The organism is Tomitella biformata AHU 1821 (assembly GCF_000524475.1).
In the GTDB taxonomy this organism is placed as follows: domain Bacteria; phylum Actinomycetota; class Actinomycetes; order Mycobacteriales; family Mycobacteriaceae; genus Tomitella; species Tomitella biformata.
The window spans coordinates 1-25,412 of record NZ_BAVQ01000002.1; the positions used below are offsets into that span (position 1 = coordinate 1).

General features: G+C 69.3%; 27 protein-coding genes, 1 pseudogene and 1 riboswitch. Of the genes and pseudogenes, 7 read left to right on the top strand and 21 right to left on the bottom strand.

Annotated features, from left to right (window positions below; all coding sequences use genetic code 11):
- The first annotated feature begins 94 nt into the window (after positions 1-94).
- Together TBIF_RS00140 and TBIF_RS00145 are read left to right on the top strand one after the other, a co-directional pair.
- On the top strand, positions 95-550 hold the full coding sequence (locus TBIF_RS00140; RefSeq protein WP_024792863.1) for a nitroreductase family deazaflavin-dependent oxidoreductase: 456 nt from the start codon (positions 95-97) through the stop codon (positions 548-550).
- Between the two features lie 18 nt (positions 551-568).
- Entirely contained in the window at positions 569-1,153 is a 585-nt protein-coding gene (locus TBIF_RS00145; RefSeq protein ID WP_024792864.1) for a maleylpyruvate isomerase family mycothiol-dependent enzyme, read from the top strand.
- A gap of 202 nt (positions 1,154-1,355) precedes the next feature.
- On the opposite strand, the gene TBIF_RS00155 is transcribed toward TBIF_RS00145, so the two are convergent.
- The 3 genes from TBIF_RS00155 to TBIF_RS00165 are packed head-to-tail and all read right to left on the bottom strand — an operon-like array spanning position 1,356 to position 4,220.
- On the bottom strand, positions 1,356-2,150 hold the full coding sequence (locus TBIF_RS00155) for an ABC transporter ATP-binding protein (RefSeq protein ID WP_024792865.1): 795 nt from the start codon (positions 2,148-2,150) through the stop codon (positions 1,356-1,358).
- Positions 2,150-3,229, bottom strand: coding sequence for a FecCD family ABC transporter permease (locus tag TBIF_RS00160; protein ID WP_024792866.1), 1,080 nt, complete (start codon positions 3,227-3,229; stop codon positions 2,150-2,152). Before TBIF_RS00160 ends, TBIF_RS00155 begins: the two co-directional genes overlap by 1 nt.
- A 10-nt stretch (positions 3,230-3,239) precedes the next feature.
- Entirely contained in the window at positions 3,240-4,220 is a 981-nt protein-coding gene (locus tag TBIF_RS00165; protein WP_024792867.1) for an ABC transporter substrate-binding protein, read from the bottom strand.
- 31 nt (positions 4,221-4,251) lie between these two features.
- A riboswitch (cobalamin riboswitch) is annotated at positions 4,252-4,422 on the bottom strand.
- Positions 4,423-4,577: 155 nt separating this feature from the next.
- On the opposite strand from TBIF_RS00165, the gene TBIF_RS00170 reads away from it, so the two are divergent.
- Positions 4,578-5,357: an IclR family transcriptional regulator gene (locus tag TBIF_RS00170; RefSeq protein WP_024792868.1), complete on the top strand. Its 780-nt coding sequence runs from the start codon at positions 4,578-4,580 to the stop codon at positions 5,355-5,357.
- A 35-nt stretch (positions 5,358-5,392) separates the two neighbouring features.
- On the opposite strand, the gene TBIF_RS00175 is transcribed toward TBIF_RS00170, so the two are convergent.
- From TBIF_RS00175 to TBIF_RS00185, 3 genes are all read right to left on the bottom strand, one after another.
- Entirely contained in the window at positions 5,393-6,562 is a 1,170-nt protein-coding gene (locus tag TBIF_RS00175) for a 3-ketosteroid-9-alpha-monooxygenase, oxygenase component (protein WP_024792869.1), read from the bottom strand.
- Positions 6,563-6,619: 57 nt separating this feature from the next.
- Positions 6,620-7,807, bottom strand: coding sequence for an NADH:flavin oxidoreductase (locus tag TBIF_RS00180; RefSeq protein ID WP_024792870.1), 1,188 nt, complete (start codon positions 7,805-7,807; stop codon positions 6,620-6,622).
- 127 nt (positions 7,808-7,934) lie between these two features.
- Positions 7,935-8,690 carry an SDR family NAD(P)-dependent oxidoreductase gene (locus TBIF_RS00185; protein ID WP_024792871.1) on the bottom strand — a complete coding sequence of 252 codons (756 nt, stop codon included), beginning with the start codon at positions 8,688-8,690 and terminating at the stop codon, positions 7,935-7,937.
- 187 nt (positions 8,691-8,877) lie between these two features.
- Between TBIF_RS00185 and TBIF_RS00190 the strand changes: the two genes are divergently transcribed.
- Positions 8,878-9,462 carry a TetR/AcrR family transcriptional regulator gene (locus TBIF_RS00190; protein ID WP_024792872.1) on the top strand — a complete coding sequence of 195 codons (585 nt, stop codon included), beginning with the start codon at positions 8,878-8,880 and terminating at the stop codon, positions 9,460-9,462.
- A 370-nt stretch (positions 9,463-9,832) separates the two neighbouring features.
- On the opposite strand, the gene TBIF_RS24260 is transcribed toward TBIF_RS00190, so the two are convergent.
- Complete coding sequence (locus TBIF_RS24260) at positions 9,833-10,390, bottom strand: RelA/SpoT-related domain-containing protein (protein WP_084611455.1); 558 nt, start codon at positions 10,388-10,390, stop codon at positions 9,833-9,835.
- Positions 10,391-10,458: 68 nt separating this feature from the next.
- Here TBIF_RS24260 and TBIF_RS00210 point away from each other — a divergent pair, with 68 nt between their 5' ends.
- Positions 10,459-10,950 carry a pyridoxamine 5'-phosphate oxidase family protein gene (locus tag TBIF_RS00210; RefSeq protein ID WP_024792874.1) on the top strand — a complete coding sequence of 164 codons (492 nt, stop codon included), beginning with the start codon at positions 10,459-10,461 and terminating at the stop codon, positions 10,948-10,950.
- Positions 10,951-10,966: 16 nt separating this feature from the next.
- Here the strand turns inward: TBIF_RS00210 and TBIF_RS25935 are convergent.
- The 9 genes and pseudogenes from TBIF_RS25935 to TBIF_RS00255 all read right to left on the bottom strand — a co-directional run.
- Positions 10,967-11,281, bottom strand: a pseudogene (locus TBIF_RS25935) (DUF4389 domain-containing protein); the annotation flags it as partial.
- 380 nt (positions 11,282-11,661) lie between these two features.
- Positions 11,662-12,492 carry an HpcH/HpaI aldolase/citrate lyase family protein gene (locus tag TBIF_RS00220; protein WP_024792876.1) on the bottom strand — a complete coding sequence of 277 codons (831 nt, stop codon included), beginning with the start codon at positions 12,490-12,492 and terminating at the stop codon, positions 11,662-11,664.
- A complete protein-coding gene (locus tag TBIF_RS00225) occupies positions 12,489-13,733 on the bottom strand; it encodes an NAD(P)/FAD-dependent oxidoreductase (RefSeq protein ID WP_024792877.1) in 1,245 nt (414 codons plus the stop codon). Before TBIF_RS00225 ends, TBIF_RS00220 begins: the two co-directional genes overlap by 4 nt.
- A 51-nt stretch (positions 13,734-13,784) precedes the next feature.
- Positions 13,785-14,507 (bottom strand): maleylpyruvate isomerase family mycothiol-dependent enzyme, encoded by a 723-nt coding sequence (locus TBIF_RS00230; protein WP_051461281.1) that lies wholly within the window; start codon positions 14,505-14,507, stop codon positions 13,785-13,787.
- An 18-nt stretch (positions 14,508-14,525) separates the two neighbouring features.
- Entirely contained in the window at positions 14,526-15,128 is a 603-nt protein-coding gene (locus tag TBIF_RS00235) for a TetR/AcrR family transcriptional regulator (RefSeq protein ID WP_038169230.1), read from the bottom strand.
- Between the two features lie 42 nt (positions 15,129-15,170).
- A complete protein-coding gene (locus tag TBIF_RS25185) occupies positions 15,171-15,506 on the bottom strand; it encodes a hypothetical protein (RefSeq protein ID WP_148302107.1) in 336 nt (111 codons plus the stop codon).
- Positions 15,507-15,543: 37 nt separating this feature from the next.
- Entirely contained in the window at positions 15,544-16,731 is a 1,188-nt protein-coding gene (locus tag TBIF_RS00245; RefSeq protein WP_084611456.1) for an acid phosphatase, read from the bottom strand.
- A gap of 42 nt (positions 16,732-16,773) precedes the next feature.
- Positions 16,774-18,435: an alkaline phosphatase D family protein gene (locus tag TBIF_RS22475; protein ID WP_051461282.1), complete on the bottom strand. Its 1,662-nt coding sequence runs from the start codon at positions 18,433-18,435 to the stop codon at positions 16,774-16,776.
- 210 nt (positions 18,436-18,645) lie between these two features.
- The gene (locus TBIF_RS00255) at positions 18,646-19,164 is read right to left on the bottom strand and encodes an LpqN/LpqT family lipoprotein (RefSeq protein WP_024792882.1); all 519 of its coding nucleotides are present in this window, start codon (positions 19,162-19,164) and stop codon (positions 18,646-18,648) included.
- A 217-nt stretch (positions 19,165-19,381) separates the two neighbouring features.
- Between TBIF_RS00255 and TBIF_RS24265 the strand changes: the two genes are divergently transcribed.
- Complete coding sequence (locus TBIF_RS24265) at positions 19,382-21,100, top strand: exonuclease domain-containing protein (protein ID WP_158506295.1); 1,719 nt, start codon at positions 19,382-19,384, stop codon at positions 21,098-21,100.
- Positions 21,101-21,137: 37 nt separating this feature from the next.
- On the opposite strand, the gene TBIF_RS00265 is transcribed toward TBIF_RS24265, so the two are convergent.
- From TBIF_RS00265 to TBIF_RS00275, 3 genes are all read right to left on the bottom strand, one after another.
- A complete protein-coding gene (locus TBIF_RS00265) occupies positions 21,138-21,710 on the bottom strand; it encodes an HhH-GPD-type base excision DNA repair protein (protein ID WP_024792884.1) in 573 nt (190 codons plus the stop codon).
- Positions 21,711-21,876: 166 nt separating this feature from the next.
- Entirely contained in the window at positions 21,877-22,716 is an 840-nt protein-coding gene (locus TBIF_RS00270; RefSeq protein WP_024792885.1) for a cytochrome c biogenesis CcdA family protein, read from the bottom strand.
- Complete coding sequence (locus TBIF_RS00275) at positions 22,716-23,405, bottom strand: DsbA family protein (protein ID WP_024792886.1); 690 nt, start codon at positions 23,403-23,405, stop codon at positions 22,716-22,718. Before TBIF_RS00275 ends, TBIF_RS00270 begins: the two co-directional genes overlap by 1 nt.
- Positions 23,406-23,581: 176 nt before the next feature.
- Between TBIF_RS00275 and TBIF_RS00280 the strand changes: the two genes are divergently transcribed.
- Positions 23,582-24,085, top strand: coding sequence for a hypothetical protein (locus TBIF_RS00280; protein ID WP_024792887.1), 504 nt, complete (start codon positions 23,582-23,584; stop codon positions 24,083-24,085).
- Here the strand turns inward: TBIF_RS00280 and TBIF_RS00285 are convergent.
- The gene (locus TBIF_RS00285; protein WP_024792888.1) at positions 24,036-24,998 is read right to left on the bottom strand and encodes a M56 family metallopeptidase; all 963 of its coding nucleotides are present in this window, start codon (positions 24,996-24,998) and stop codon (positions 24,036-24,038) included. The genes TBIF_RS00280 and TBIF_RS00285 overlap by 50 nt on opposite strands.
- Positions 24,995-25,351, bottom strand: coding sequence for a BlaI/MecI/CopY family transcriptional regulator (locus TBIF_RS00290; protein ID WP_024792889.1), 357 nt, complete (start codon positions 25,349-25,351; stop codon positions 24,995-24,997). Before TBIF_RS00290 ends, TBIF_RS00285 begins: the two co-directional genes overlap by 4 nt.
- Between the last annotated feature and the right edge of the window lie 61 nt (positions 25,352-25,412).

Sequence of the window (25,412 nt, forward strand, 5' to 3'; positions counted from 1 at the left end):
CTGACATGGAAACATCCTTCCAGCAGGACCTATGATCCCGCTATCTCGATGTCCACCAACCCTGGGGAACCTCACCTCGCACTATTGTGGATCTATGTCCGCTAAAAAGCCGCCCCTCGTCGTGTCTGCGCTGGTCCCACGCATGCTCCGCATGGTGTCTCAGGCCAACGTGCAGCTGTTCCAGGCCACCGGCGGACGCCTGGGCGGGAAGATCGGGGGACGCGAGCTCTGCCTGCTCACGACCACCGGCCGCAAGAGCGGCCTCGAGCGAACGCTCCCGCTGCTGTTCATGCGGGATGGGGAGGACGTCGTGCTCGTCGGCGCGCAGGGCGGGCTGCCCCAGCATCCCGCCTGGTACTGGAATATCCGCGCGAACCCGCGCGTGCACGTGCGGACCGCGGGCCGAACGGTCGAGATGATCGCGCGGATCGCCGGCGACGAGGAGCGCACCGCGCTGTGGCCCCGGCTGATCGCGACCTATCCAGGTTGGGCCAAATACCAATCCTGGACCGACCGCGTCATTCCCGTGATCGTGTGCGAGCCCGCCTAAGCACACTAGGTTGAGGGGATGCGATTCCCCCACGAGGACGACCTGCGTCGCGAACGCTCCCGGTTTATGGACACTGTCGAGACGCTGACCGACGACGAGTTCGCCCACGGCCGGACTCTCTGCGAGGGGTGGACGCCCCGCGACGTCCTGGCGCACCTGATCGGCATCGACGACACCGCAGGCTATTTCGGCCTCAACGCGCTGACGATCAACCGCGGCAACGCGCGGGCCGTCAAGACCGCCCGCGCGCTCAGCCGCGAGGAGCTCACCGCCCGCGGCCAGGCGACGGCTGAGAACCCCGTCGCCGCCTCTCGAGCCTGCAGCTGGCTGTTCGCCGGCGATGTCGCGGTGCACCACCTCGATGTGCTGCGCGGTCTGGGCCGGATGGACAACCTGCCGGAGAACTCCGCCCGCCTGGCCTTTCGGGAGGGCACGGTCTGGAGTTGGCGGTGGGGCGCGAAGCTGCTGAGCCACCGCGTCGTCCCCACCACGCCCGGCGGCAAGGAGCGTGGACGGGGACGCGTCGTGCGCGGCTCCACCGAGAATCTGGCGTTATGGCTCGCGGGCCGCGAATCCATCGCGAGCGAGCTGGAGTTCAGCTGACGCTATGCCGTCAGGGGCGGTAGGCCAGTTCCGTCGCGAGCTGTACGGCGACGTCCTCGGGGACGCCCTGGCTGAGCAAGAACTGGTAGACAACGTGCGACATAGTGCTCCATTCATCGGAATTCTCGGTCTCACCACACGTACCGAAGAACCCCGTCGCGCACCACCGTCCCTGGTGAGGACCGCGCGAGGCCGCGGCGCGTCAGGCCGAGCCCACGCTCGGCCCGCACAGAATCACCAGCGGACGGCCGGTGCGCGGATGGGCCTGAACGAGGGCCTCGACGCCGTACACCCGGTCCAACAGCTCCGGGGTGAGCACGTCCACCGGCGCGCCCTCAGCCTCCACCCGACCACGGCGCAGCACCACCAGATGGTCGCAGTACATCGCGGCCAGCTGCAGATCATGCATCGCGGCCACCGTCGTGCGGCCCAACTCCCGGGCCAGCGCCATCAGCTCGAGCCCGGCGGCCACGTCGAGGTGGTTGGTGGGCTCGTCGAGCAGGAGCACGGCCGGCTGCTGCGCCAGCGAGCGCGCCAGCTGCGTCTTCTGCTTCTCCCCACCCGAGAGCGTCTGCCACACACGCTCCCGCAGCCCGGTGATGCCGGCCATCTCCAGGCACCAATCGACCAGCTCCTGCTCGACCGAGGCCAACGAGCGCGCCCAGCCGCCCTGCCGCGGGATCGCGCCCAGCTCCACGATCTGCGCCACCGTCAGCTCCAACTCCGTCACCGAGTGCTGCTCCACCACCGCGACGGCCTGGGCGAACGCGCGCCGCGGCACCGACGAGACCGGCATGGAGCCAAGCAGCGCCTGGCCCGCGTCGGGACGCTCGAGCCGCGCGAGCATCGACAGCAGTGAGGTCTTCCCGGAGCCATTCGGCCCGATCAGCCCGGTCAGCTTCCCGGCGGGGGCAGTGCAGGAGACGGCGTCGAGGATCGTCCGTCCGCCACGCGTCCACGTGATCCGATCGGCCCGCACCTCCGGCGCCTGCCCCATCACCCCTGCCCGCCCTGTCTGCGCAGCAACCAGACAAAGGCCGGCACGCCAACGATGGCGGTGACCAGGCCCAGCGGCAGCTCCCGGCCGGCCAGCATGCTGCGGGCGGCGATGTCGGCCCACACCAGCAGCACCGCGCCGACGAGCGCGACCACCGGCAGGAGCCGCGCGTGCAGCGGGCCCACCAGCATCCGCACCGCGTGCGGCACCACCAGTCCGACGAAGCCGACGACCCCTACCTGCGCGACCAGCACCGCGGTGCACAGTGAGACCGTCGAATAGAGCACCCACCGGGACCTGGTGACGCCCACGCCCAGGCTCGCCGCCGCCCGCTCCCCAAACGCGAACGCGTCCAGGATCCGGGCATGGGCCAGGACCACCACGACGGTCCCGCCCACCACGACGGCGATCACCGCCAGCCCGTCCCAGCGCACCCCGGCGACGGAGCCCAGCGTCCACTGCAGCACCCGCCGAGCGGCGTCGCGGTCGCCGAAGTACACGAGCGCCGACGTCAGCGCCGACGCCAACTGCGCGATGGCGACGCCGGCGAGGATCAGCCGGCCCGGCAGCAGCGCCCCGGAGCGGGACGTCGCGATGACGAAGACCGCCAGCAGGGTGATCATCGCCCCGGCGAACGCCGCCGCGGACACGGCGCTGAACGCGAGCACGCTGACCATCCCGATCCCGGAGGTCAGCGCCAGCACGGCGCCGAGCGACGCGCCGCTGGCCATGCCCAGGATGTAGGGGTCCGCCAAGGTGTTGCCGGTCAGCGATTGCAGGACCGCGCCGCCCAGGGCCAACCCCGCCCCCACCGCCGCGGCCCCGAGCACCCGCGGTAGGCGCAGGTCCACGACGATGTGGGTGGTGAGCACGTCCGTGCCCGCGCCAATTCCCAGCCGCCCCGCGACCGAGCTCAGGACCGTGCCTATCGACAGGTCCGCCGCGCCAATCACGACCCCCGCGGCGAGGCTGGCCAGCAGTAGAACGCCCAGGCCGAGGACCCAGCCGGCAAGCGGCAACGCCGTGGCCCGGGTCGCCAGCGGGACCGTGGCTGGCCTCTCCGCCACGCCGATCGACATCGCGCGGCCTCTAGTTCAGCTGCTCGGCGGCCATGATCGCGCCCTCTATCGTGCGCGGGCCGGGGGTGGTGGTGGAGAACGGCAGGATCACGAACGCATCGCCGCGCACCGCCTTCAGGTCGCGCAGTGCCGGGTCGTTCTGGAGGTAGGCCTTCTTCTCGTCGGCCGTGGACCAGGAGGCGTCGGCGAGCACAATCACGTCCGGGTCGGCCACCAGCACGGGCTCCCAGTTCATCGTGTCCCAGGCGCCGGTGCTGTCAGCGAAGATATTCACGCCGCCGAGCGCGTCGATGATGAGCTGCGGGCCGCCGCCGCCAGCGCCGACGAAGGGCTCGTCGGTGCCGCTGTCGTACCAGAGGATTGTCTTGCCTTGGGCGGGCGCGGCGGCACTGACCTGCTCTAGTGTCGCCCGCATCTGGGTATTGACCTCCTCGCTGACGGCGGTCTGGCCGAAGAGCGTGCCGTAGTCGGCGATCTCGGACGCGATCGAATCCCAGGAGGCGGGTAGGCGCTTGGCCTTGTCCTCGCACGAGAACGGCGAGACGTAGGTCGCGATTCCCAACTCGCTCAGGGAGTCACGCATGCCGACCCCCTCCTTGTCATCGAATGCCGTGGAATAGGAGGCGAGCACCAGATCGGGCTTGAGCTCGAGCAGCGTCTCCCGGCTGGGGTACGCCGCGGGGGCGAGCACGGGGATCTGCGCGTAGGCGGCGGCCCACTGCGGGGCGATCTCGTCGTCGAGATATGCGGTGCCGATCATCTGGTCCTGTGCGCCGACGGACAAGGCGGACTCCGTCGCCCCCTGGTTCATCGTCACCGCCCGCGATGGCGGCGCGTCCAGGGTGATCTGCTCGCCGCAATTCTCGAGAGTGATCCGCGGCGCGGCGTTGCTCGTCGAATTATCCGAGCTGGCGCAGGCGGACAGGGCGAGCGCAGCGGCAATCGACACAGCCGCGACGGAGAGGGACCGGGTGTTAAGTGGGGTGCGCAAAGCGACCCGCCTTCCATGACTCGTGGAAAACTTCGGTTACGTGTCACGGCCGGTCTCCTGGCTTCGCAGGGATAGCCGTCAACCGCGCCTTCCCAGACCCGAGTCCAGTGGCGTGCATGCGATTGACGTACCTGCTCACAGTGGCGAGTACCGCGCCGGTTTCACACCGGACTTCCCGAACACCGTGACAACGCCTCGAAGGATAGACCAGCGCCGTGCCCGACGGCCCCCACGGGACAGTCTCGAGTCCAACGAGCGGAAGGAACCCGGCACCCGGTTGTGACCCCTGCTACAGTCTGGGCTTGATTGATTGAGCGCTTGATCAATTATTTCGGGCGCACAACTGGAGGTCAATTTATGACGGACACCGACACGCCGATCGCAGTCATCACCCGGGTAAACACCCTGCTCGACGCGTTCCGAGGCGGTGAGCGATTCACCCTGTCCACGCTGGCCAGACGCACTGGACTCCCCCGATCCTCGACGCACCGTCTGCTCGGCCAGCTCGTCGACGCCGAGTGGCTGCAGCGCAACGGCAACCACTACGAGCTGGGGATGAAGCTTTTCGAGCTCGGCTCCGTGGCGCAGCACCGCAACCAGGTACACCGCTCCGCGCTGCCGGTGATGCACGAGCTCGCGCGGGCCACCGGGCTCGTGGTGCACCTCGCGGTGCTCGACGGCCCCGACGTCGTCTACCTGGAGAAGCTCGGCGGCAGCTTCAGCCTGTCCTTGCCCTCCCGGGTCGGCGGGCGGCAGCCGGCCCACCGCACGGCCGTCGGGAAGGCTCTGCTCGCGCACACCCGCGTGGAGGTCTCGAGCCGCGCCGACCGCCGTTCCCCCGGCACGCCGAACGCCATCGACGACCCGGCCCGCCTGCGCCAGGAGTTGGCCCGCATCCGCGAGCAGAGCGTGGCGCTGGACCGGGAGGAGACCGCCCTCGGGGTGGCCTGCGTCGCCGCCGCGATCGGCGACGGGTACCGCACCGTCGGCGCGATCTCGGTCTGCGGCCCCACCAACCTCATCACGGGGACCGCGCTCGCGGGACCCGTGCAGATGGCCGCGCTCAACGCGTGGCGCAGGGTTTCGGGCGCGCGCGGCGTCGACCCCGCCTTCGGCCTCCCCCAGCTGATCGCCTGACGGGCGCCGAGCGGTGCTCGGCGCCCGCCCCCTGCCTACGGCTGGGTGGCCGCCGCGGCGGCCGCCGCGATGTTCGCCTCGACCTCGGCCTGCCAGCTCACCAGCGCCTTGGTGGTGTCCACCTCGAACTCGAAGCGGGCGGTCATGTCGGGCGTGACATCCTCGACGTCCACAAAGAACTGCTCGTACCAGCGGCGCAGCTGGTAGACGGGGCCGTCCTCCTCGGTCAGCAGCGGGTTCTGGATGCGGGTCTTGTGCCGCCAGATCGCCACGTCCTGCTTGAACTGCGTCTCGACGCCCTCGGTGAACATCTCGGCCATCTCCGCGGCGGTCTCCGCCGTGACGCCGTCGATCGTCTGCACAATGGTGCCGAACTGCAGGACGAAGGAGTCCTGGGTGATCGGGTAGTGGCAGTTGACCAGCTTGGTCTCGATGGTGGTGTCGCCGGCGACCGTGTAGACGGTGTCCAGCATGAAGGACGGGCCGTAGTACATCGCGTCGGAGATGGTCTCCGAGTCCGGGAGGTCAAGCTGCACACCGGTTTTGATGTCGTCGCGGCCGGTCGAGCGCATGTGCTGCGCGGCGACGTGACCCTCGAAGACATTCTTGAAGTACTGCGGCATCTGGTAGTGCACGTAGAAGAAGTGCGCCATGTCGACGACGTTGTCGACGATCTCGCGGCAGTTCGAGCCCTCCACCAGGAAGGTGTTCCAGGTCCACTCGCTCCAGCGGTCCGTGCCGTAGCCGGGGACCTCGGGGATCGTCACGTCGGGCGGCGGCGGGTTCCCCTGCGAGTCATGCCAGACGAACAGCAATCCGTTGCGCTCCAACGTCTCCCACGCCTGCGTCCGCGCCCGCATCGGCACCCGCTTCGCGTACGGGATGTCCTTGCACTTGCCGTCGCCGCCCCAGCGCCAGTCATGGAACGGGCACGCGATCTCATCGCCCTTGACGGTGCCCTGCGACAGGTCCCCGCCCATGTGCCGGCAGTACGAGTCCAGCGCGTTGAGCTTGCCCGTCGAGTCCTGCCAAATCACAATCTTGCCGTCGAACACCTCGATAGAGTGCGGCATGCCGTCGCGGAAGGTCTTCGCCAGACCCAGGCAGTGCCAGCCACGGGCGAATCGCGTCGGGTTGCTGCCCTTCTCGATCTGGCGAACCTCGTCGTCGGCCTCGGTCAGATCCGTGCCCAAATCAGTAGTCATTGCTCTCTCCTGTTGATGCGGGAAATCGGGGTGTCGCGCCGGGTTCGGCGCTGGTAGTCACGGGGTGGTCAGCACGCAGCGAGTGCCGGTGTAGACCGTCGGCATGCAGCGGTTGCAGTGCACGCACAGCGAGCGTTTGCCGGGGTTTGCGGCGATCTGGTTGATCAGGTCGGGCTCGCGCAGCAGGGCGCGGCCGATGGCGACGAAGCCGAAGCCCTCGGCCATCGCGGTGTCCATGCCGGCCCGATCGGTGACCCCGCCCAGCAGGATCAGCGGCGTCTTGACCACCGGCAGGAACTGGCGCGCCTGCTCCAGGAGGTAGAGGTCCCGGTAGGGGTACTCCTTGAGGGCGAGCTTGCCGAACATCTGCACGCCGAGCTTGACCGGCTGCGGCATGACTGCGGCGAAGTCGGCGACCGGCGCCTCGCCCTTGAACAGGTACATCGGGTTGTAGAGCGAGCTGCCGACGGTCATCTCCAGCGCGTCGAGGCTGCCGTCCTGGTCGAGCCACTGCGCGGTCTGCAGTGCCTCGTCGAGCCAGGTGCCGCCCGGGACGCCGTCGTCCATGCTGAGCTTGGCGATGATCGCGGCCTTGTCCTGCACGGCATCTCGCACCCGGCGGGCCACGTCGCGGGCCACCCGGGCGCGGTTCTCGAGCGCGCCGCCGAAACCGTCGGTCCGCTTGTTGAGCTTGGGACTCAGGAATGAGCTGACGAAGTAGTTGTGGCCCATGTGCAGCTCGACGACATCGAACCCGGACTCGACCGCCAGCAGCGCCGCGTCGACGAAGTTCTGCGTCACCCGCTCGATGTCGGCCGCCGTGGCCGGGCGGCTGTTGCGCAGGCTGATGAGGCTGAACAACTTGCCGGGGGCGATCGCCGGCAGGCCGTTGGCACGCACGTCCGCGACTGGCCCGGCGTGGTTGATCTGCACCGACGCCGCGGCGCCCTCCGCGTGCACGGCGTCCGTCAGCCGGCGCAGCCCGGGCACAGCCTCGCGGCGCAGGACGATCTGGCCGGTGGCGCTGGGCGCGTCCGGGGCGACGGCGCAGCCCGCGAGGGTCGTCACGCCGATGCCGCCCTGGGCCAGCCGGCGGTGGAAGTCGATCAGCTCGTCGGTGACGAGGCCGTCGGGAGTCATCCCCTCCGCCGTGGCGGCCTTGATAATACGGTTGCGCACCGTCACCGGGCCCAGCCGCGCGGGGGCCAGGATGTCGGCGGCCGGGACACGCTCAGCGGTCGTCATTGGTCGATGCCTGCCTTCTTGATCGTCGCGTGCTCGCCGTCACAGCGCAGCCTAGAAAGCGGACTGGGCCCTGCCTGGCCTGTTTCCGTTGTGCGGTAACGCGATTCCAACGCGTGGGGTCCGGGTGTCATCGCATGAGCGCCTGGCCGCCGTCCACCGGCAGCGAGTGGCCGGTGATGTAGCGCGAGGCCTCCCCGCACAGGAACACCACCGCCGGCCCGATGTCCGCCTCCGTGTCCCCATAGCGCCCCAGCGGCACAGTCGCGAGATACTCGCCCGCCTCCACCGGGCTCAACCGCGCCCACTCCTCCAGCGCAGGCGAGTCGGCAAGGGGCAGAATCGCGTTGACGCGGATGCCGTCCGCCGCCCACTCGCAGGCCGCGGTCCGCGTGAGCACCCGGATCGCCTCCTTGGCCGCCGCGTAGCCGCCGTAGCCCGACGGGTCCCAGCGCACGCCCGCCGCCGAGCCGAGGTTCACGATCGCCCCGCCGCCGGCGAGGTGCGGGTGGCACGCGCGCATCAACCGCCATGTCGCCAGCGGGCCGGACTCCATGCCGCGCAGGTAGTCCTCCTCGGGCAGGTCCAGCAGGCGGCCGTGCACCGTGGTCTGCGCATTGTTGACCAGGATCGACACCGAGCCGAAGTGCCGCACGACGTCCGCGACTACGCTCTCAACCTGTGCCGGGTCTATGACATCGCACAGGAAGGCGTGCGCGTCGCCACCCCGGTCGCGGATCTCCTGGGCCACGTCCGAGACTTTCTGCAAGGTCCGGCCAACCACGGCGATCCGGGCGCCCTCCGCCGCCAGCGCGCAGGCGATCCCGCGGCCGACGCCCTGCCCGGCCCCCGTCACCAACGCCACCTTGCCCTCAAGCACGCCCATATCCATTCCCTTCATTCAACGACCCTGCCGAGCACAGTGTGACTGTGATCACCGTTTTGAGCAAGCGCTCAATCATAAACTTGGAAATGTATTGCCGTCGGACCATAAATGTGGCCGCGGGTAACATGATTCGCTGCGCGCCGACCGCGCTGCCCTGGGAATTTCCGGCATCGCAAGGGGAGAAGGCATGAATCCGAAGGACCGCCGCAGGCAGATTCTCGACTGCTCGGCGGAGCTGTTCGCGCACAAGGGGATTGGAGCCACCACGGTTCGCGAGATCGCCGTCGCGGTAGGCGTGCACTCCGGCGCGCTCTACCACTACTTCCCGTCCAAAGAAGCCATCGTCACCGAGTTGATCCGGGAGTACGTCGTGGACCTGACCTCCCGCGGCCGCGCCGTGATGGCCCAGGGCCTCGCGCCGGTTCCCCGCCTGGAGGCGCTGATCCTGGCCGCCCTGACTTGCTCGGCGGACTACAGGGCGGCGACGACCGTCTGGCAGCGCGAGGCCACCTACATGCGCGAGCGTGTCGTCGAGGCCAGCCTCGACGCCACCGCCGACGAGCTCGAGGAGGACTTCCGCGCCACCATTGCCGAGGCCCTGGCCGACGGATCGCTGCGCACGGACATCAGCGCCGACCTGTTCTACCGGCTGCTGCGCGATGCCATCTGGCTGGCCCCAAACTGGCACCAGGACTCGCCGGGCTACTCGACGGAATCCCTCGCGCGGGACATCGTCGGGGTCTTCGTCGACGGCTTCCGCACCCGCGGCTGAGCACCCGGGGTGCCGGAACCCGGCCTAGTGCCCGACCGGAACTAGGCCGAAGTCAGTTCTCTGCCGGTGAAATACCTCGAATGCGTGCGGCCAAGCGTCTCGAGGGACTTGCTGATCAACATTACAATCTCGACATCAGTGTCCACGCGCTCGGCCTCAAGCCGAAGCCGACACTCCATGGCCTCGCGATGGCCGTGGAACTCCTGCACTCGGCGCTCTCGCGTCCGCCGATTGAACTCGATGACGTAACTAGGCATCTTCAGTCACGCTCCATTTCATCCAATTCGCGTTCAAGCTCCAGCAGCATCCCAACGTACCCCTCGCGGTGCCCCATCAGCCGCACCCTCGCCACTTCGAGATCCGACTCTGCCTACTCACGTTCCCGGTTCAGCCTTTCATCGTGCCTGTTCAATTCGAATTGCGGCACCTGGCTTAGGACCGCCACCGCGTTGGCGATCTCCTGATGCAGATGCTCCACTTCGGCTAGATTCGTCGAGATCCTGTGCAGCAAGTCCACGAGATCTTGCACCTCTGAAACCTCATGGGCTTGTCCGTACCTGATCCCCCGGCCCACGCGGTCACCGAGACGCTCATACGCGTTAGCCCATGCGCTCTGGCCCGTGGTCCTCACCTGAATCTCGGCACGGCCTGCAGGCACTCTGACCCAGACGTGCACCGCACGATACCCACTATGCGGCAACTCGCGGATGTCCCTAATCTTCGATGCCGTCCCGAAGTACGCACCGATCTCTTCAGCGAGGGCAAGTTGTTGATCCAAAGTCATGTCCGCGTCGATCCGGATACCGGCGATGTCCTGCACTTGGTCGAGCGTGAGTTCCGGCCCGCTTCGCCTCAGCTCTGAACCAAGGTATCCAGGGTTTTTGGCCGCGCCGCCAAATCGAACAGTTCGTTGTCCACCGACGACCAATCCTCCACCGCAACAATCGCCGCGACCTCAGCCGCTAAGTCAGCGTGCCAAACGGTAGCCTCGAACCCATGGCCACCTGGACGCAATTCACCGCCGACGCCCCCCGGATCGCCGAGATCTTCACGCGCCGCCATGCCGCCACGGGCAAGCTCTGCATGCTTGCCACCCTGCGCGCCGACGGCTTTCCCCGCATCAGTCCGATGGAGCCGCAGATCTTCGCCGGCCGGCTGCTGCTGATCGGCATGCCCGGCACCCGCAAGTTCGAGGACCTGCGGCGCGACCCGCGGCTGAGCCTGCACACCGCCACGGTCGACACCCAAGTCGCTGACGGCGACGCGAAGCTCTGGGGCGAGGCCCGCGACGTGCCGGACCCCGCACTGTTCGAGCAGTTCGCCGAGTCCCTGTTCGTGGAGAGCGGTATGGACCTGCGCGGGCAGGCATTCGACCACTTCTACGAGGTCGACATCTTCGGCGCATCATCCGTCGAGGTGATCGGCGAGCGCCTCGACGTCACTGTCTGGAAGCCCGGAGCCTCGGAGCGGGTCATCGAAAAGCACTGACCGCGGGTCAAGCCGCGAGACTGAACGGCGGGTACCGGTCGGTGACCAGGACAAGGGCGTAGGCGATCACGCGGTTGTGCCAGCGCATGACCCCCTGCACGAAGTCGAAGGCACCGCGCGGGTAGCGGCCGGTGAAAAGGACCGCGAACCAGGCCACGATCACCACCACGATCACCGCGATGTCCAGGAAGAACAGCACGACATAGTGCGGGATGGCCAGGAACCACTTCACCAGCGGGAGCCACCGATTCAGGTCGCGCTCCACGTCCGGGTAGGGATAGTCGAGGTGCACCGATTGGTGCTCGTCGGTGGACGGGTACCGATCGTCCATCAACATCAGGTAGACGCCGACGCGGTTGGCGAAGCGCTGCAGCTCGAGGTTCCAATCGAACCACCACCGGGGGTACTTCCGGCGAAACAGAATCATCAGTAGCGGCGCCAGAAACAGGATGCCGCCGGCCCCTGCGACCACCGTCATGGTGCTGCCGTCCGAGTCCCACTGCATCGTCCCCGCCGAGACCGCGCCCAGCACGATTGCTATGGGGATCACGACCACGATGCGAAACGCGGTGGTCAACCGATTCAGCTCGCGATCCGGGAAATCGACGGAGAACTGGACGGGGTGGGTCGTCGTCGGGTCCATGGCTGCCCTTCTGAAACGCTAGAAGCCCCAGCGTACTGCGACTTTTCTGGCGAGCCCACCACCACGAGTCAGTCCGGCAGCTCCACCCCGAAGTCCTTCGCGTGCTTGAGCAGGAGCTTGGCCCGCGCCAGCTGCGGCAGGTCGCTGCCGTCGGTGACCCGGCTGCCGTCCTCTCCGAGGCGGTCGACGGTGGCCCGCGCCCAGCGCAGGTCGGTGACGCCCGGGCTGAGCTGGGCGTTGATCACCGCCGCCTGATCGGTTTGCAGGCACAGCTTGCCGGCCATGCCCATGTCGGCGGTGACGGCAGTCGCAGCGCGCAGCACGTCATCGTCCGTGGTGAGGGTCGGACCGTCGATGGGGGCGGCGATCCCGGCCGCTCGGCTGGCGATCACCAGGTGCGAGCGCGCGTAGGCCAGGGCTAGCGGGCTGTCGCCAATCCCGGTGTCGCGGCGGAAATCACCCACGCCGAACGCAATCCGCAGCACCCCGGCGGCCGCCGCGATCGAATCCGCAGCCTGCATGCCCAGTGCCGACTCCACCAATGCGATCAGGGCCGTCCCGCGCGGCAGTTGCGCGGCGGTGTCCGCGATCTGATGGGCAGTCTCGCTCTTGGCCAGCATCACGCCAAGCAGGCCGGGAGCCTCGCGCAGGGCGCGGACGTCCTCGAGCCAGTGCATGGTGGACACGTCGTTGATGCGCACCCAGCCCTGGTGCTCCTGCAGCCACTCGACGGCGACCGCGCGGGCCTGCGCTTTCTCGCCGGCGGGCACCCCGTCCTCGAGGTCGAGGATGATGGCGTCCACGCTCGACGCCTCGGCGGCGGCCAGCGCGTCATGGGTGAGCGCGGGCACCAGCAGCCAGGAGCGGGCCAGGGTCGGGTCGATGCGCCTGCCAGTCATCGGAGGCTTCGCCGCGAGCGCTGGCGGCTGCCGTAGTCGACTATCCAGCTGCCGACCGCGCCGATCTTCTGGGTGGTCCCCGACAGCAGCGCGACGTGTACGACGAGCCATGCCAGGAAGGCGGCGGGTCCCTCGATCTGACGCCGCTTGGGTCCGATCTCGGCGACAGCAGCGCCCCGGCCGACCATCGCCATGATGCCCTTGTCGAGGTAACTGAACGGCTTTCGCGTGCCGCCCGTCAGGTCCGAGTGGATGTTGTGCGCAGCGCAGTTGCCGGACTGCTGGGCCACGGAGCCCAGTTGGGGCAGCGAGCCACCCTTGCCGTCGGGGATGTTCGCCGCGTCGCCCAGCACGTACACGCCCTCGAATCCGGGCACGGCTAGGTTCGCCGCCACGTCCACCCGGCCGCCGCGCCCGACAGTCAGGCCGGAGTCCGCGAGCAGGTTCGAGCCCTTGAGCCCGCCCGCCCAGACGACGATCTCGGCGCGGATCTTAGAGCCGTCGTCCAGCGTCACACCGTCCTCGGTGATCTCCGCGACGCCCGCGCCCAGCTGCACCTGGACCCCCATGCGCTCAAGCTGAGTCTTCGCGTAGGCGTGGGTCTTCGCCGAGAACGGGTTGAGCAGCGCCGTCCCGCGATCCACGAGGCGCACTGTGGTCCCCTTTGCGATCTCCCCCTCATAGGTGGCCGCGACAACGGTGCGCAGATTCTCGGCCACCGCGCCCGCGAGCTCGACGCCCGTGGGTCCGCCGCCGATCACGACGAGGCCCAGCGGCTCCTTCATGCCGGCCGGCGAGTCGACGCGGTCCAGCTCGTGGATCATCTTCGCGCTCAAGCGCTTCGCGTCCGCGATGGTGTACATCGGGAACGTGTGCTCCTCGGCGCCGGGCGTGTTGAAGAAGTTCGCCTCCGCGCCGAGCGCGAGCACCAGGACCCGCGAGGTGACCACCGTGCCGTCGGCGAGCGTCACCGTCTTGGCCGCCGCGTCGATCGCGGTGACCTCGGCGACCGCGACATGGGCGCTCGCGTGACGCTGAAAAATCTCGCGGAGCGGGCGCGCAACCTCGGAGACCCCCAGTTGGGCGGTCGCCACCTGATAGTTGAGCGGCTTGAACTGGTGGTAGTTGTTCTTGTCGATCACCAAAACCTCGATGCCCTTGCGGGCCAACCGCTGGGCCACTGCGACGCCGGCGAAGCCGCCACCGACCACTACGACATCTCGAAACACAGTTTTCGCCATGCCCGCCACGCTAGCCGAACCGCTCCCGGCCATGGGCCATACGGTGCGCAACTAGAATGCGACCTGGGTGGCAAGCAGCCCCGTACCCGACGCTCGGCCCGCCACCGTGCGGGCGAACTCCACCGCGTCCAAGGACAGCGCCGGACCACCAGAGGCTCCCGAGAACTGTCCACCCGCAGGCCCGGTCAACTCCAGCGAGTACGGATTGCCGTGCCGGCGAGCCCATTCCGCGACCATGTCGGCAATCAGCGCCCCGTCGTGCTCGGCGTCCGGGGTGAAGTCCCGGCCGGTGGCCCGGCTCAGGTCCACCCGGTGCATCCAGGTGTCACGCGTGAAGATCGTGCCCATCAGGAAGCCGAGCGTCCAGCGCTCCACACCGGCGGGGGTGTCGGTGGACAGTCTCACCAACCGACCGATTGGCGAGGGAATCCCGAAGCGGCCGCGCACGGCACGTGGCCACGTATCGCGCAGCGTAGCAACGATTTCTGGGTGTGTGAGCGACGCGTTGTCGGCAATCTGTGTCGCGGTCAGCCCGTCTATCACCGGACGGCCACGCTCCTTCGACCATCGCTTTGCCGCCCGCATCTGCCGCGCCATCACCCGCATCGACGCGGGCCCCTGCATGTTGCCGAGCAGGTGCCGGGCCATATCCTCGACGACCCACTCGTCGCAGTCCGTCTGCCGGGACCAGTCGACCGGGTCGAAGGCCTCCACCAACTCCACCAGCCGCCCATACTCGGTCTCCGCGAGCCGCTTGGCCACCGTGGTATCCATCGCGATCAACTCCTCTGACTACTGGGTCCTCTGCCGTGGGTCCCCCGTACGCAAGACCATCTCCACCGCGTCGTCGAGCAACCGCGCCCACCGGTCACCGCCGGGTTCGTTCGCGAGTTGCTGGGCCGCCAGCCCGGCGATCACCGCTGTCATCAAATCCAGCACGCGGCCGTCCAGCCCCAGCCCCGCGAGGTGGGCGGCGAGCAGCCTCAACAGCTCCTGCGCTGGCGCATAGGCCACGGGCGAGGGCGCAAATCCCGGGATGGTCCGCTGGTACAGCAGCTGGTACCGCACCGGGTCCTCGACGCAGAACTCGAAATACGTGCGAATCCCCTGGTGCAGCTGCGATTCTGGCCCCTCCCCGCTGGCCACGGCGACGCGCGCCAGCACGTCCCGGTTGGCGGCGGCGAACATCGCGTCATAGATCTCGTTCTTGGAGGCGAAATACGAGTACAGGGATTGGGCCGTCATGCCAACCCGGCCGCCGAGCCCGCGCATGGTGAGACCCGCCAGCCCCAGCTCACGGCTGAGCTCCCACGCGGCGTCCAGAATCTCCTGGCGGGTCGCCTCCTGACGCCTCGCCCGGCGGTCTTGCGCCGCGCTCGTCAATCTGCCTGACATAGTTAAAACTATAGAACGTTGTCAGGCAGATTTAAAGGGCCGTCAGGCCGGGGCTGCCGCGAGCGCCGCCCCGCCGTGCAGAAGGATGCCGTCGAGCTCGCCGCGCCTGGTCGAAGACCAGCACGTCGACGCGACAGGTGTTGGTGGCGCGCCACCACAGGTCCGTCGCCGTCGCCACCAGCGCGGGCTCCTCGCCCAGGACCCGCCGCAGCAGGTGCAGAACAGGCCCGCGATCCTCGCCCGGGGCTGCGGGCGGCCCGCGTGCACCACGAGGACGCTCGCGAGCGCGACAGCACGGGACGAGCGCGCCCGGACGATGTTGGTCGCGCCGTCGGAGATCGCTTGCTCTCCCAATAGGGAGATATCCAGTATCACCACGTGGCTTCCTGCTCCCAGGGTAACCACGTCCAGCCGCTTACCCGCGGATCGTGACTGTCCCATCCCCCGACACCGCGACGTCCGCTGCCAGCGCGCGGGCCAGGTTGATGCGCTGCCATGAGCCTGTCTCGCCCTGGTCGTCCAGCGGATATCCGGACTCGAGCGCCGTTTGCCGCAGCACCTCGGCACGCTGGTCGTCTGTCAGCTCCGGGAACTGCGCCGCGAGCAGGGCGACGGCGCGGGTCGGCACCACCATCGGGGCGTCGGTCGCGGCCACTGTCGGGAAGCCGTAGGTCATCCGCGCCGTGAACACGTCGACGGCGTCCTCCGTGGACAGATACGGGGTGTCGTTCGCGATGCACACGGAGAGCTCTGCGCCGCAGCGCCATTCGAGTTCCGCACGCAACTCGTCGCCGGCCTCGAGGATGAGCTGGCGGAAGAGCGGGTCGTGCCACCGGTCGGCGGCCGCGGCGTCGCCGGTCATGCGCCCGCCGATCACATCGAGGGGGTAGTGCACGCCCATGACCAGGCGGTTTTGCCCGGCCTCGCTGCCACGGGCCACCAGCTGCGGCCCTAGCTCGGGCACCATCATGGCCAGCAGGTCGGCCTTCCAGGTCGCCTGGTTGGTGTGCCCGGACGGGAAGGCGGGTGTGGTGCCGTAGCCATCCTCGCCAGCGCGCTCATAGCGGGTGATGCGCTCGGGCGCGACGACGAACGGGCGATCGTAGCCGAAGAGGTACTTCTCGATGAATGTCGAGTTCGCGAGGCCGCCGCCGCGGGCGAAGGTTCCGGCCAGCAGCTGGGAGGTTTTCGGCAGCCGGCCCTCCGCGAGCGCCGCGCGGAAGTGCGCGCCGAGCTCCGCGCCGAGGCCGTCGGACATCGTGACCAGCACATCGTCATGCGCATCGTCCAGGGCTCGGGCCTGCAGCGCCGGGTCCTCCACCGCCGACTGGTTGAACGCGACGGTGAGGTCGAGGTTCTCCGCCATGATGTCCGGCCGCTCCGCCCGCAGCGCGGTGAACGAGTCCACCACGTGCAGGTAGGCGCGTCCCGTCTCGGAGTTGTCGGACTCGTAGATCCGCAGTAGGCGGTCCAGCCCGAACGGCTCCGAGCTGGGCTGGGCGTTCGGCTGGGCGGGCGCGGCCAGCGCGGACGGCGCCGCCAGCGGAAGCGCGACGGCCGCCAGTGCGAGGGCGGCGACGATGGTCCGGCGGGTGCGAGTCACTTGCTGCCTCTTCTCGAGATCAATGGTGGGTTAGACGGTAGTTCAGGAGGGCAGCACGATGGGGCGGTCCGCCGGAGTCCGAAACCGCAGACCAGGCACCAGGCCGGACGCAGGCGCCGTCTTGTCGCCGACGAACCAGTAGTCGGCCCGCACCGCGTCGGGCGTGATCTCGAAGACCAGGTAGCCGTGCCGGTCGAGGTCGACCGCCTTGATGTGCGGATTGGCCAGCTTGAGCGCCTCCTCCGCCGCGCGCGAGACCGGGTTGCCCTCCGGCAGGTCCAGCATGTCGTCGATGTTCGAGGACGTGATCGACGGCGCCACGTACTCCGTGCCCACCACCGCCCCGCCCGGGCGCCCCGGCTCCACCGGCACCTCGCAGGCCCAGCTGGAGTGGATGTCGCCGGTGAGGAACACGACGTTGTCGATCCCCGCGCCGGTCAACGCGTCGAACAGCCGCCGCCGCTCCGCGGGGTAGCCGTCCCACTGGTCGGTGTTGTACGGGATGCCGCCGCGGGGCAGGCCCGCCATCTTCGTCAGCGCCTCGGTGGCCTGCGGGTCCAGCGGCGGGATCAGCACCGGGGTGATCATCACGGAGGTGCCGACGATCTTCCAGCGTGCGGCGGAGGTGGTCAGCCCGCCGACGAGCCAGTCGAACTGCGCGGCGCCGGTCATCGTGCGGTCCGGATCGTCCACCTGGCCCAGGCCCGACGGCTGCTTGTCCCGGTAGGTGCGCAGGTCCAGCATGCTCAGCTCGGCGAGGTTGCCGAAGCGCAGCGCCCGGTACAGATGCCCGCCGCCGTCGAGGGATTGCGGCCGGGTGGGCATCCACTCGAAGTAGGCCTGCGCCGACGCGGCCCGGCGCACCTGCCAGTCCCCCTCCGCCGGCTGGTGGTTCTCGGCGCCGTCGCGGGAGGCGTCGTTCGCAGACTCGTGGTCGTCCCAGGTGACGATGAACGGCACGCCCGCCCGCAGTTCCGCCAGGTCCGGGTCGGTGGCGTACTGGCCCATCCGGATCCGATAGTCCGCGAGCGTCACGATCTCGTGCGCCGGCTCGTGGTCGCGGATCGCCCCGGACTTGCCGGTGTAGCCGCCGCGCTCGTACTCGTAGATGAAGTCCCCGAGGTGCACCACCGCGTCCAGGTCCCCGCGTGCAGCCATGTGCCGGTAGGCCTCGAAGTACCCGGCCTCCCAGTTGCTGCAGGAGCACACCCCGAAGCGCAGCAGGTCCACGTCGGCGTTCGCGGCCGGGGCCGTGCGCGTGCGCCCGACGCGCGAGACCGCCCCCACCGCCGGCCCATCCAGCACCCGGAAGCGGAAGAAGTAACCCGTCGCAGACTGCAGCCCGCGCACGTCGGCCTTCACGGTGTGATCACGCGCGGGCGAGGCGCGGACAGTCCCCTGGGCCACCAGTTTCCTAAAGTCGTTGTCCGACGCCATCTCCCATGCCACGGTGCACGACGGCCCAATGCCGCTGCCGGGCGTCGCGTCCGGGCTGGGGGTGATGCGGGTCCACAGCACGACGCCGTCGGGTAGCGGGTCGCCGGAGCCGACGGAGTGCCGGAAGACCTCGACGTTCCCCGCCTCGATCCCAGTCGCGAATGCAGACCCTGCTCCGACGGCGCTGGTGAGCGTCACCGCGCCCGCGGCAACGGCGGAGGATTGGAGGAGTCGACGACGGCTGAAAGCTCGAGCTCTGGTGGTCACTAGTCCATTTCAACCTGCCGTCGCCCGATTCACGGCCCCGGATTCACGACTTTGCCGAGGTTTCTGCGAGAGTTCACCTGCGGCTCGCCTGGCGGTCAGGCCACGGCCACGCGCCTGCCACCCCGCCATTGCCAGCCCACCTTTCCCAGCCCTGCGCGAGAGTGCACATCTGCAGGAGCACGTCGTGTGCATCCTCGAGGCTGGGCGCTGTCAGGCGGTGACAGTGAGCCCGTCGATGATCGCGTCGACGCCGTCGAGCATGTCGTGCGCATCCTGCTTGATCGTCACGGTGAGCTGCGCCAAGTGGTGGTTCTCACCATGCGTGCTCACCAGCAGCGTCGTGGTCACCCGCACCGCGAGGCCCTCCGCCTCATACGCGCCGCGCACGATCGCGCGCTGCCCATCGGCGCCCTCGTCGACGCGGGCCAGGTCCTCCTGCCAGCCGGGCAGACGACGGGCGTCAGTGATGAAGGACTGCAGCAGCCCGTCGACGTCCAACGGGCCGGCGACGGTGCTGTCGAACAGAACCGCGTTGGGCGACCAGCCACCCGACGCGCGATCGACCGCTGCCAACACCTGGCGGGCTCCGGGCACGACGCCGTCGCCCAGATCTGTCCAGCCCTCCGGCACAGGAATCGACGCGGCAGGCAGGCCCTCGCCCTCGGTCACCGGCGTGACGCCGGACTGCTGCAAGAACTCCTGGATGCCCGGCTCGTTGCTCTCGCTCATGACTCTCCCTCTCTGCGGTGTGCGGGGTCCAGTATCGCCGACGAGCGCCCGTGCGCGCCCCAGGACCCCACTAGCCTGGGCCCCTCTCGACATCGGCGAACGGGCCGATTCCAATTCGGCATTGGCTATCGTCGACATGCCGCGATTCATCAGGCACGGCTCGAAAACAAATGGGGGCGCAGCAGCAGTGTCGGTATTCAAGGCTTATGGCGCCACGGTGACGATCACCAGCCAGCATCTCGTGATCGACCGCAATATGGTGGCCGCGCTGACGGCTGGTCGCCAGCAGTCCATCGGGCTGGGCGACATCGTGGGCTACCACGTCCAGGAGCCCGGCCGGCTCACAAATGGCTCGATCCAGCTCTCCGTCGGGGCACTCCGCCCGGCGCTGTCCGGGAATGCCGCAGCCGGGGACCCCCACTCCATGCTGTTCACCCGCAACCAGTCCGAGCAGATGCGGGCCCTGGCCGAGTACCTGCACCGCCTCGTCACGCACAACCGCCAACATCGGGCCCGCGCCAGCGAGCAGCCGCGGGCTCTCGCTCCTGTGCGCCAGATCGGCTCCGGCCCAAGCTTTGTCGGCTTCGACGTGGAGACCGCGAACCGTGCCCGGGGGAGTATCTGCGCCATCGGGCTCACCGTCGTCGAGAACGGCACCGCCACCGCCACCCACTCGTGGCTGTGCCAGCCGCCCGCCGGGCTGGACGGATTCGAGGCCCGCAACACCGGGGTCCACGGCATCACGGCCCGCGACGTGATCGCGCAGCCCACGTTCCGCTCGCGGCTCGGCGACATGCTCAGCGTCGTCGGCGACCTGCCGTTGATCGCGCACAACGCGTCCTTCGACATCGGTGCGCTGCGCGAGGCGTCCGCCGCCGAGTACCAGTCCTGGCGCCCGCTCGCTTACGACTGCACCCTGCGCTGGTCCCGCCGCGACCTCCCCGAGCTGCCCAATCACAAGCTGCCGACGGTGGCCGGGGCCCTCGGCGTCGACCTGCGCCAACACCATGACGCGGCCGCCGACGCCACCGCTGCGGCCGAGGTCGCATTGCGGCTGATGCAGCGCCAGGGCGCGGTGAGCGTCAACGACTACCTCGCAAAGCACCGGAGCGCCCTCGGCAGCGCCACCGTCGACGCGTCCACGCCGCCGCGAGACGCCCGTCCGCGAGCGGCACGCGCCGCCGCGGCTCCCGCGGCCCAAGCCAGAGCCCCTCGGGCGCTGACGGGCGCGGACCCTAGCCACTCGCTCTTCGGACACACCGTCGTCCTCACCGGAGCCGTCGGCAACATGGGCCGGGACGAGCTGTGGGCGCGAATCGCCGAGCGGGGCGCGACGCCCGCCAAGTCCGTCACCAAGACGACCAGCGTGCTCGTCGTCGGCTCCTGGCTCGACGCGGACGGCCAGCCGATCACGACGGGGAAGCTCGCCAAGGCGCGCGGCCTGATCGAGGCCGGCCAACCTCTGGCCATTCTCGACGCGGCGCAGTTCGCGGCGGTGCTCGCCGGCGACCGCCAGATCCCCCTCCCGAAGCTCCGCACCGCGCCCATCGACACCGCCATGACCCTCGCCAACCCCCGCCGAGTCAGCGCCGAGGACCGGGAGAATCCCCGGAAAATGGTGCGCAGCAAGCACATCGACGCGTGGGTTCCCGTGATCGACCAGCTCAAGCGCGACGGAAACCTCGAGGAGGCGCTGACGCTGCTCTTGGAGTGCGTCATCGTGGCCGAACGGGCCGAGAACTGCGTCGGCGGCGAGCCTGAGCCGGAGTGGACCCTGCAGGCGGGCATCGTCTACCGCAAGCAGCGGGACCACCGCGGGGAGGTCTCCGTGCTCCAGCGCTGGATCCGGCAAGCCCGGCGCAATGGCCTCACCGCGTCGCCAACCCATCCCGTGGTGGTGCGGCTGACCAAGGCGGAGGAGCTGCTAGGCCGCTAGCTGGCGGAGGGCTTCGCGTAGGGCACGGCCTGGACGGCTACTTCCGCGCCGCCGCCTTCGCGGCCTTCTTGAACTCTCGCACCTCGCGCAGCGACTGCTGGTCGACGACGTCCGCGATCGAGCGGTGCGAGCCCGCCTCGCCATAGTCCCCGGCCGCCGCGCGCCAGCCGTCGGGCTCCACGCCGAGTTGCTTGCCGAGCAGCGCCAGGAAGATGCGGGCCTTCTGGTCTCCGTAGCCGGGCAGCGCCTTGAGCCTCTTGAGGACCTCGCGCCCGTCCGGGTCCCCGTCCGTCCAGACGCCCTCGGCCCGGCCCTCGTAGTGCTCCACGAGGTGTAGGCACAGACCTTGGATCCGTTTGGCCATCGAGCCAGGGAAGCGGTGCACGGCTGGGGTCGTCGCGCACATCGCGGCGAACGGCTCGGGGTCCGCGGCGGCGATCGCCCGCACGTCGAACCCGCCCATCCGGTCCGCGATCTTCTTCGGGCCGCTGAACGCGTTCTCCATCGGCACCTGCTGGTCCAGCAGCATGCCGGTGAGCAGTGCGGCCGGGTTGTCCGCCAGGAGCGCGTCCGCCGCGGGGTCCTGGGCCAGGCACAGATTGTGGGTCATCGCGGGCTCCTCGTTTAGTACGGCATGCGAGTGGCACTGGCGATCGGCCACTCGGGGGCGTAGTCGCATTGTCCTCCCCGAACCCGGCCAGGCGAAGAAATCCTCCACTCTTGACCCCTGGATTGCCGATTATCGGCAATCCTGCCGGTGAGAGTGGAGGATTTTTTCACATCTCCCGGCGGCTCTCGGCCCGCCGGCGGCGCATGGCGTTCGCCGCGACGGCCAGCGCGGCGAGGAGCAGCGCCCCGATGATCAGCGCGGCGTCCGGGACCGTGTCCGCGATGCCGCCCAGCCACACCTGTAATGAGAACTGCTCGTCGACGCCCATCGCGCCGCCGAGGTTCGCCGTGCCGTCGGTGAGCAGAAACAGCAGGCCGATGCCGATGAACAGCAGCCCCGAGACCAGCGAGGTCGTGTGCGTGGTGAACCGGCCGATCGTGATCTCGCGACCCCGTAGCCAGCGCTTATTGCCCAGGTCGAAGCGCTCCCACAGCAGGGCCAGCACGAACAGCGGCAGCGCCATGCCGAACGCGTAGACCGCCATAAGCAGCCCGCCATAGCTGGCCTGGCCACCGGCGATCGCGACGGTGAGCACGCTGCCGAGCAGCGGACCGGAGCAAAAGCCCGCGAGGCCGTAGACCGCGCCGAGCGCAAACACCGACGCCGTGCCGGAGACCTTGATCGCGCCCGAGGCCCGCTGGGCGGGGGCGAACGCGAAGCCCTTGCCGAGGATCGACATCGCGCCCAGGCCGATCAGCACCACTCCGCCGACGGTGGTGGCAATGCCCCGGTACTGCGTGAGCACCGAGCCGATCGCGCCCACGCCCGCGCCCAGCGGCACCAGCACCACGGCGAGGCCGAGCCAGAACACCGCGGTGCGGGCGAGCAGCCGGCCCACATTGTCGAAGGCGTACGCGAAGAACGACGGCAGCAGCAGCGCGGAGCACGGGCTGACCAGCGACAAGATGCCGCCGAAAAGCGCGCCGAGCAGGCCGATGTCCGTCATCAGTCCTGTGCCTTCAGGAGATCATCAATCACCTGGGTGAACAGCGTCGTCGGCTGCGCACCGATCATCGGGTGCCCGTTCAAGGAGAACGACGGCGTGCTGACCACCCCCATCGCCTGCGCCGCCGCGGCATCGCTCCAGATCGCGTCGTCGAATTTCTCGCTCGCCGCGTCGCGGTCGAACTGGTCCAGGTCGGGGATGCCCACCTGCTCGGCGAACCCGCGCAGCGCGGCCGGGTTCAGATCCGCATGCCCCGAGGCGGGCGCGGCGGCGAAGACCGCGGTGTTGAACTCCCAGAACATGCCCTGCTCGGCGGCGGCGCGCCCGGCGCGGGCCGCGACGAGCGACTGCTCGCCGAAGATCGGCATGTCCCGCCACTCGATGCGCAGCGTGCCCTCGTCGACATACTTCTGGACCAACTCCGGCTCGGTGTCCCGGCTGAACTTGGCGCAGAACGGGCACCGGTAGTCCGAGTACTCCACCAGCGTCAAGGGAGCGTCGACGGCTCCGATCGCGAGGGGGTCGCCGTCGACCCGGTGGGCGAGGTCTCCCAGCGGCCCCATCGCGGCGAGCGGACTCTCCTCGACGATCACCGCCGGGTTCGCGGATTCGGGCTCGTCGCCGGAGTCCACTGCCAGGTAGATGCCGAATCCCGCCGCGATCGCCACCAGCACGGCCACGATGATCATTTCCACGCGGAATCGTTTCGATGCCGGCTGCCGTTGTTCTGGCGCTGAGCTCACCTGAGTCTCCGATCCTGGTCTGTGAAGGCGCAAAAGGCATCGTTCCGCGCAGCGCGGCCGCCCATCAACTACTATGCAGCATAGTAGTAAATTCTCCGAAACGTTGAGGTGAGGGCATCACGATGGCGACCAGATTCCCATTTTCCTGGGGCCGAGCACTCTTTGCCGCCGCGGTCACGGCCCTGGCCATCGGTATCCCGACCGACATCATCGCCAACCCCCTGTTCGGCAGGGAGATCCCCGTGCGCTGGTGGGAGTACCCGGTGTTCGGGGTGACGGTCCTGCTGACCGCAGCGTGGTTCGGCATCCAGACCCGGCCGTCGGTCAAGAACTCCGGCGCGGTCCCCACCACCGGCGCGGTGCTCGCGTTCCTGGCGGTGGGCTGTCCGGTGTGCAACAAGCTGGTGCTCCTGGCGATCGGCACCTCTGGCGCGATGGGCTTCTGGGCACCGCTGCAGCCGGTGGTCGCAGCCGCCTCAGTGGTGCTGATGGCGGGGGCAGTGGCCTACCGGTGGCGCCGGCGGGACTGCGGGGACGCCTGCGCGGGCGACACCTGCTCGGTCAGCCGCCCAAATCTCAACCGCCCAGCCACACGCACAGCAAAGTCGCGCCCAACGCCATCGTGAGCACGGAGACCAGCACCGGGGCCAGCGAGACCGTGATCGCCAGCGGGTAGTCCGCGGCGGCCAGCAGCCGCTGGCGGCGCGTCGGCCCCGTCGTGAGCCAGCACAGCCGAGCGTTCACGGCATCCCGGGACATCGCCAGCGCCGACTGCGGCGCCCCGGCGGCGGGGCTGGCCGACTGCAGCGCCAACAGGGCGGAGCCCACCGCGTCGGCGCCCCAGCGGTCGGCCGCCCGGTGGTCGGCGGCGAACTCGACGAGGGTGCGCAGCGCGTCGGGCGCCTGCCGGCACAACGGGACGAACGGCAGTGCCGCGGCGAGAGACTCCGCGACCACGACGATCAGGTGGTGCCGGCCTCGCAGGTGCGCCTCCTCATGGTCCAGGACGGCCTGCAGTTGCCGGTGGTCCAAGAGGCCGATGTCGCCGCTGGCCACGATCGTGCCGCAGTGCGCACCCCCGACGCTGTAGAAGACGGCGTCCGGCGCGCCCAGCCGCAGCACCTCGATGCCCCGGTGCGCCCCCGCCGGCTCGCCGAGCAGGCGCAGCATCCGCAGGTGCTCTGCGCTCCACGCGCGGTGGCGGCGCAGCCTGCGCGCGACCACCACGAGGACGTGGACCAGCACCGCGGCGAGCACCAGCGTGAGCACCACCTGGACGCTCTCGAGCCAGGGCAGGGCGCGATCCTCCTGGATCCGGCCCACGCACGCGCTCGCCGCAGTGAGGAAGTTCCGGCCAGGCCGCAGGAACAGCGCGGCGGGGACTGCGACCAGCGCGGCGAGGAAGGCCCCGATAGAGCCGAGCCAAGCCGCCATCGCGAGCCGCGGGTTCAGCCCGGGCGCCACGGTGACCTGGAGGTATCGAGGTGCCCCATAGCCGATGACGACGACGGCCAGCAGTAGGCCGGCGGCCAGGATCATCGCTGGGCCTTGCGGGCCGCGCGGCGCAGAAACTGCGACTCCTCGGGAGTCGCCGATTGCGCAAAGTGCAGCAGCACCCGCTCCGGGTCACCGCTGGTGTTGAGGACCTCGCGCAGCAGCTCCGCACCCAGCTCTGAGCGGGACTTCGCCGCCCGGTAGGCGTAAGCACGGCCGTCGCGGTCGCGATCGGCGAGGCCCTTGGTGTGGAGGTTGTCGAGGACGGTCATCACCGTCGTGTAGGCGAGCGGACGGGCCGGGTCGATCCGGCCCATCACCTCGCGCACCCGCAGCGGCGCGGCCGCAGACCACAAGACGTCCATCACCGCGGCCTCGAGGTCACCGAGTCTGAGCATGGGGCGGCCTTTCGGATCGACGGGTCGCGCCCATCGTATCCGGTGCCGGCTCCGGACCAAG

Coding starts and splice junctions, on each gene's coding strand:
- TBIF_RS00140 (WP_024792863.1), top strand. CDS start 95: ATGTCCGCTAAAAAGCCGCCCCTCGTCGTGTCTGCGCTGGTCCCACGC.
- TBIF_RS00145 (WP_024792864.1), top strand. CDS start 569: ATGCGATTCCCCCACGAGGACGACCTGCGTCGCGAACGCTCCCGGTTT.
- TBIF_RS00155 (WP_024792865.1), bottom strand. CDS start 2,150: ATGGGGCAGGCGCCGGAGGTGCGGGCCGATCGGATCACGTGGACGCGT.
- TBIF_RS00160 (WP_024792866.1), bottom strand. CDS start 3,229: ATGTCGATCGGCGTGGCGGAGAGGCCAGCCACGGTCCCGCTGGCGACC.
- TBIF_RS00170 (WP_024792868.1), top strand. CDS start 4,578: ATGACGGACACCGACACGCCGATCGCAGTCATCACCCGGGTAAACACC.
- TBIF_RS00175 (WP_024792869.1), bottom strand. CDS start 6,562: ATGACTACTGATTTGGGCACGGATCTGACCGAGGCCGACGACGAGGTT.
- TBIF_RS00180 (WP_024792870.1), bottom strand. CDS start 7,807: ATGACGACCGCTGAGCGTGTCCCGGCCGCCGACATCCTGGCCCCCGCG.
- TBIF_RS00185 (WP_024792871.1), bottom strand. CDS start 8,690: ATGGGCGTGCTTGAGGGCAAGGTGGCGTTGGTGACGGGGGCCGGGCAG.
- TBIF_RS00190 (WP_024792872.1), top strand. CDS start 8,878: ATGAATCCGAAGGACCGCCGCAGGCAGATTCTCGACTGCTCGGCGGAG.
- TBIF_RS00210 (WP_024792874.1), top strand. CDS start 10,459: ATGGCCACCTGGACGCAATTCACCGCCGACGCCCCCCGGATCGCCGAG.
- TBIF_RS00220 (WP_024792876.1), bottom strand. CDS start 12,492: ATGACTGGCAGGCGCATCGACCCGACCCTGGCCCGCTCCTGGCTGCTG.
- TBIF_RS00225 (WP_024792877.1), bottom strand. CDS start 13,733: ATGGCGAAAACTGTGTTTCGAGATGTCGTAGTGGTCGGTGGCGGCTTC.
- TBIF_RS00230 (WP_051461281.1), bottom strand. CDS start 14,507: ATGGATACCACGGTGGCCAAGCGGCTCGCGGAGACCGAGTATGGGCGG.
- TBIF_RS00235 (WP_038169230.1), bottom strand. CDS start 15,128: ATGTCAGGCAGATTGACGAGCGCGGCGCAAGACCGCCGGGCGAGGCGT.
- TBIF_RS00255 (WP_024792882.1), bottom strand. CDS start 19,164: ATGAGCGAGAGCAACGAGCCGGGCATCCAGGAGTTCTTGCAGCAGTCC.
- TBIF_RS00265 (WP_024792884.1), bottom strand. CDS start 21,710: ATGACCCACAATCTGTGCCTGGCCCAGGACCCCGCGGCGGACGCGCTC.
- TBIF_RS00270 (WP_024792885.1), bottom strand. CDS start 22,716: ATGACGGACATCGGCCTGCTCGGCGCGCTTTTCGGCGGCATCTTGTCG.
- TBIF_RS00275 (WP_024792886.1), bottom strand. CDS start 23,405: ATGATCATCGTGGCCGTGCTGGTGGCGATCGCGGCGGGATTCGGCATC.
- TBIF_RS00280 (WP_024792887.1), top strand. CDS start 23,582: ATGGCGACCAGATTCCCATTTTCCTGGGGCCGAGCACTCTTTGCCGCC.
- TBIF_RS00285 (WP_024792888.1), bottom strand. CDS start 24,998: ATGATCCTGGCCGCCGGCCTACTGCTGGCCGTCGTCGTCATCGGCTAT.
- TBIF_RS00290 (WP_024792889.1), bottom strand. CDS start 25,351: ATGCTCAGACTCGGTGACCTCGAGGCCGCGGTGATGGACGTCTTGTGG.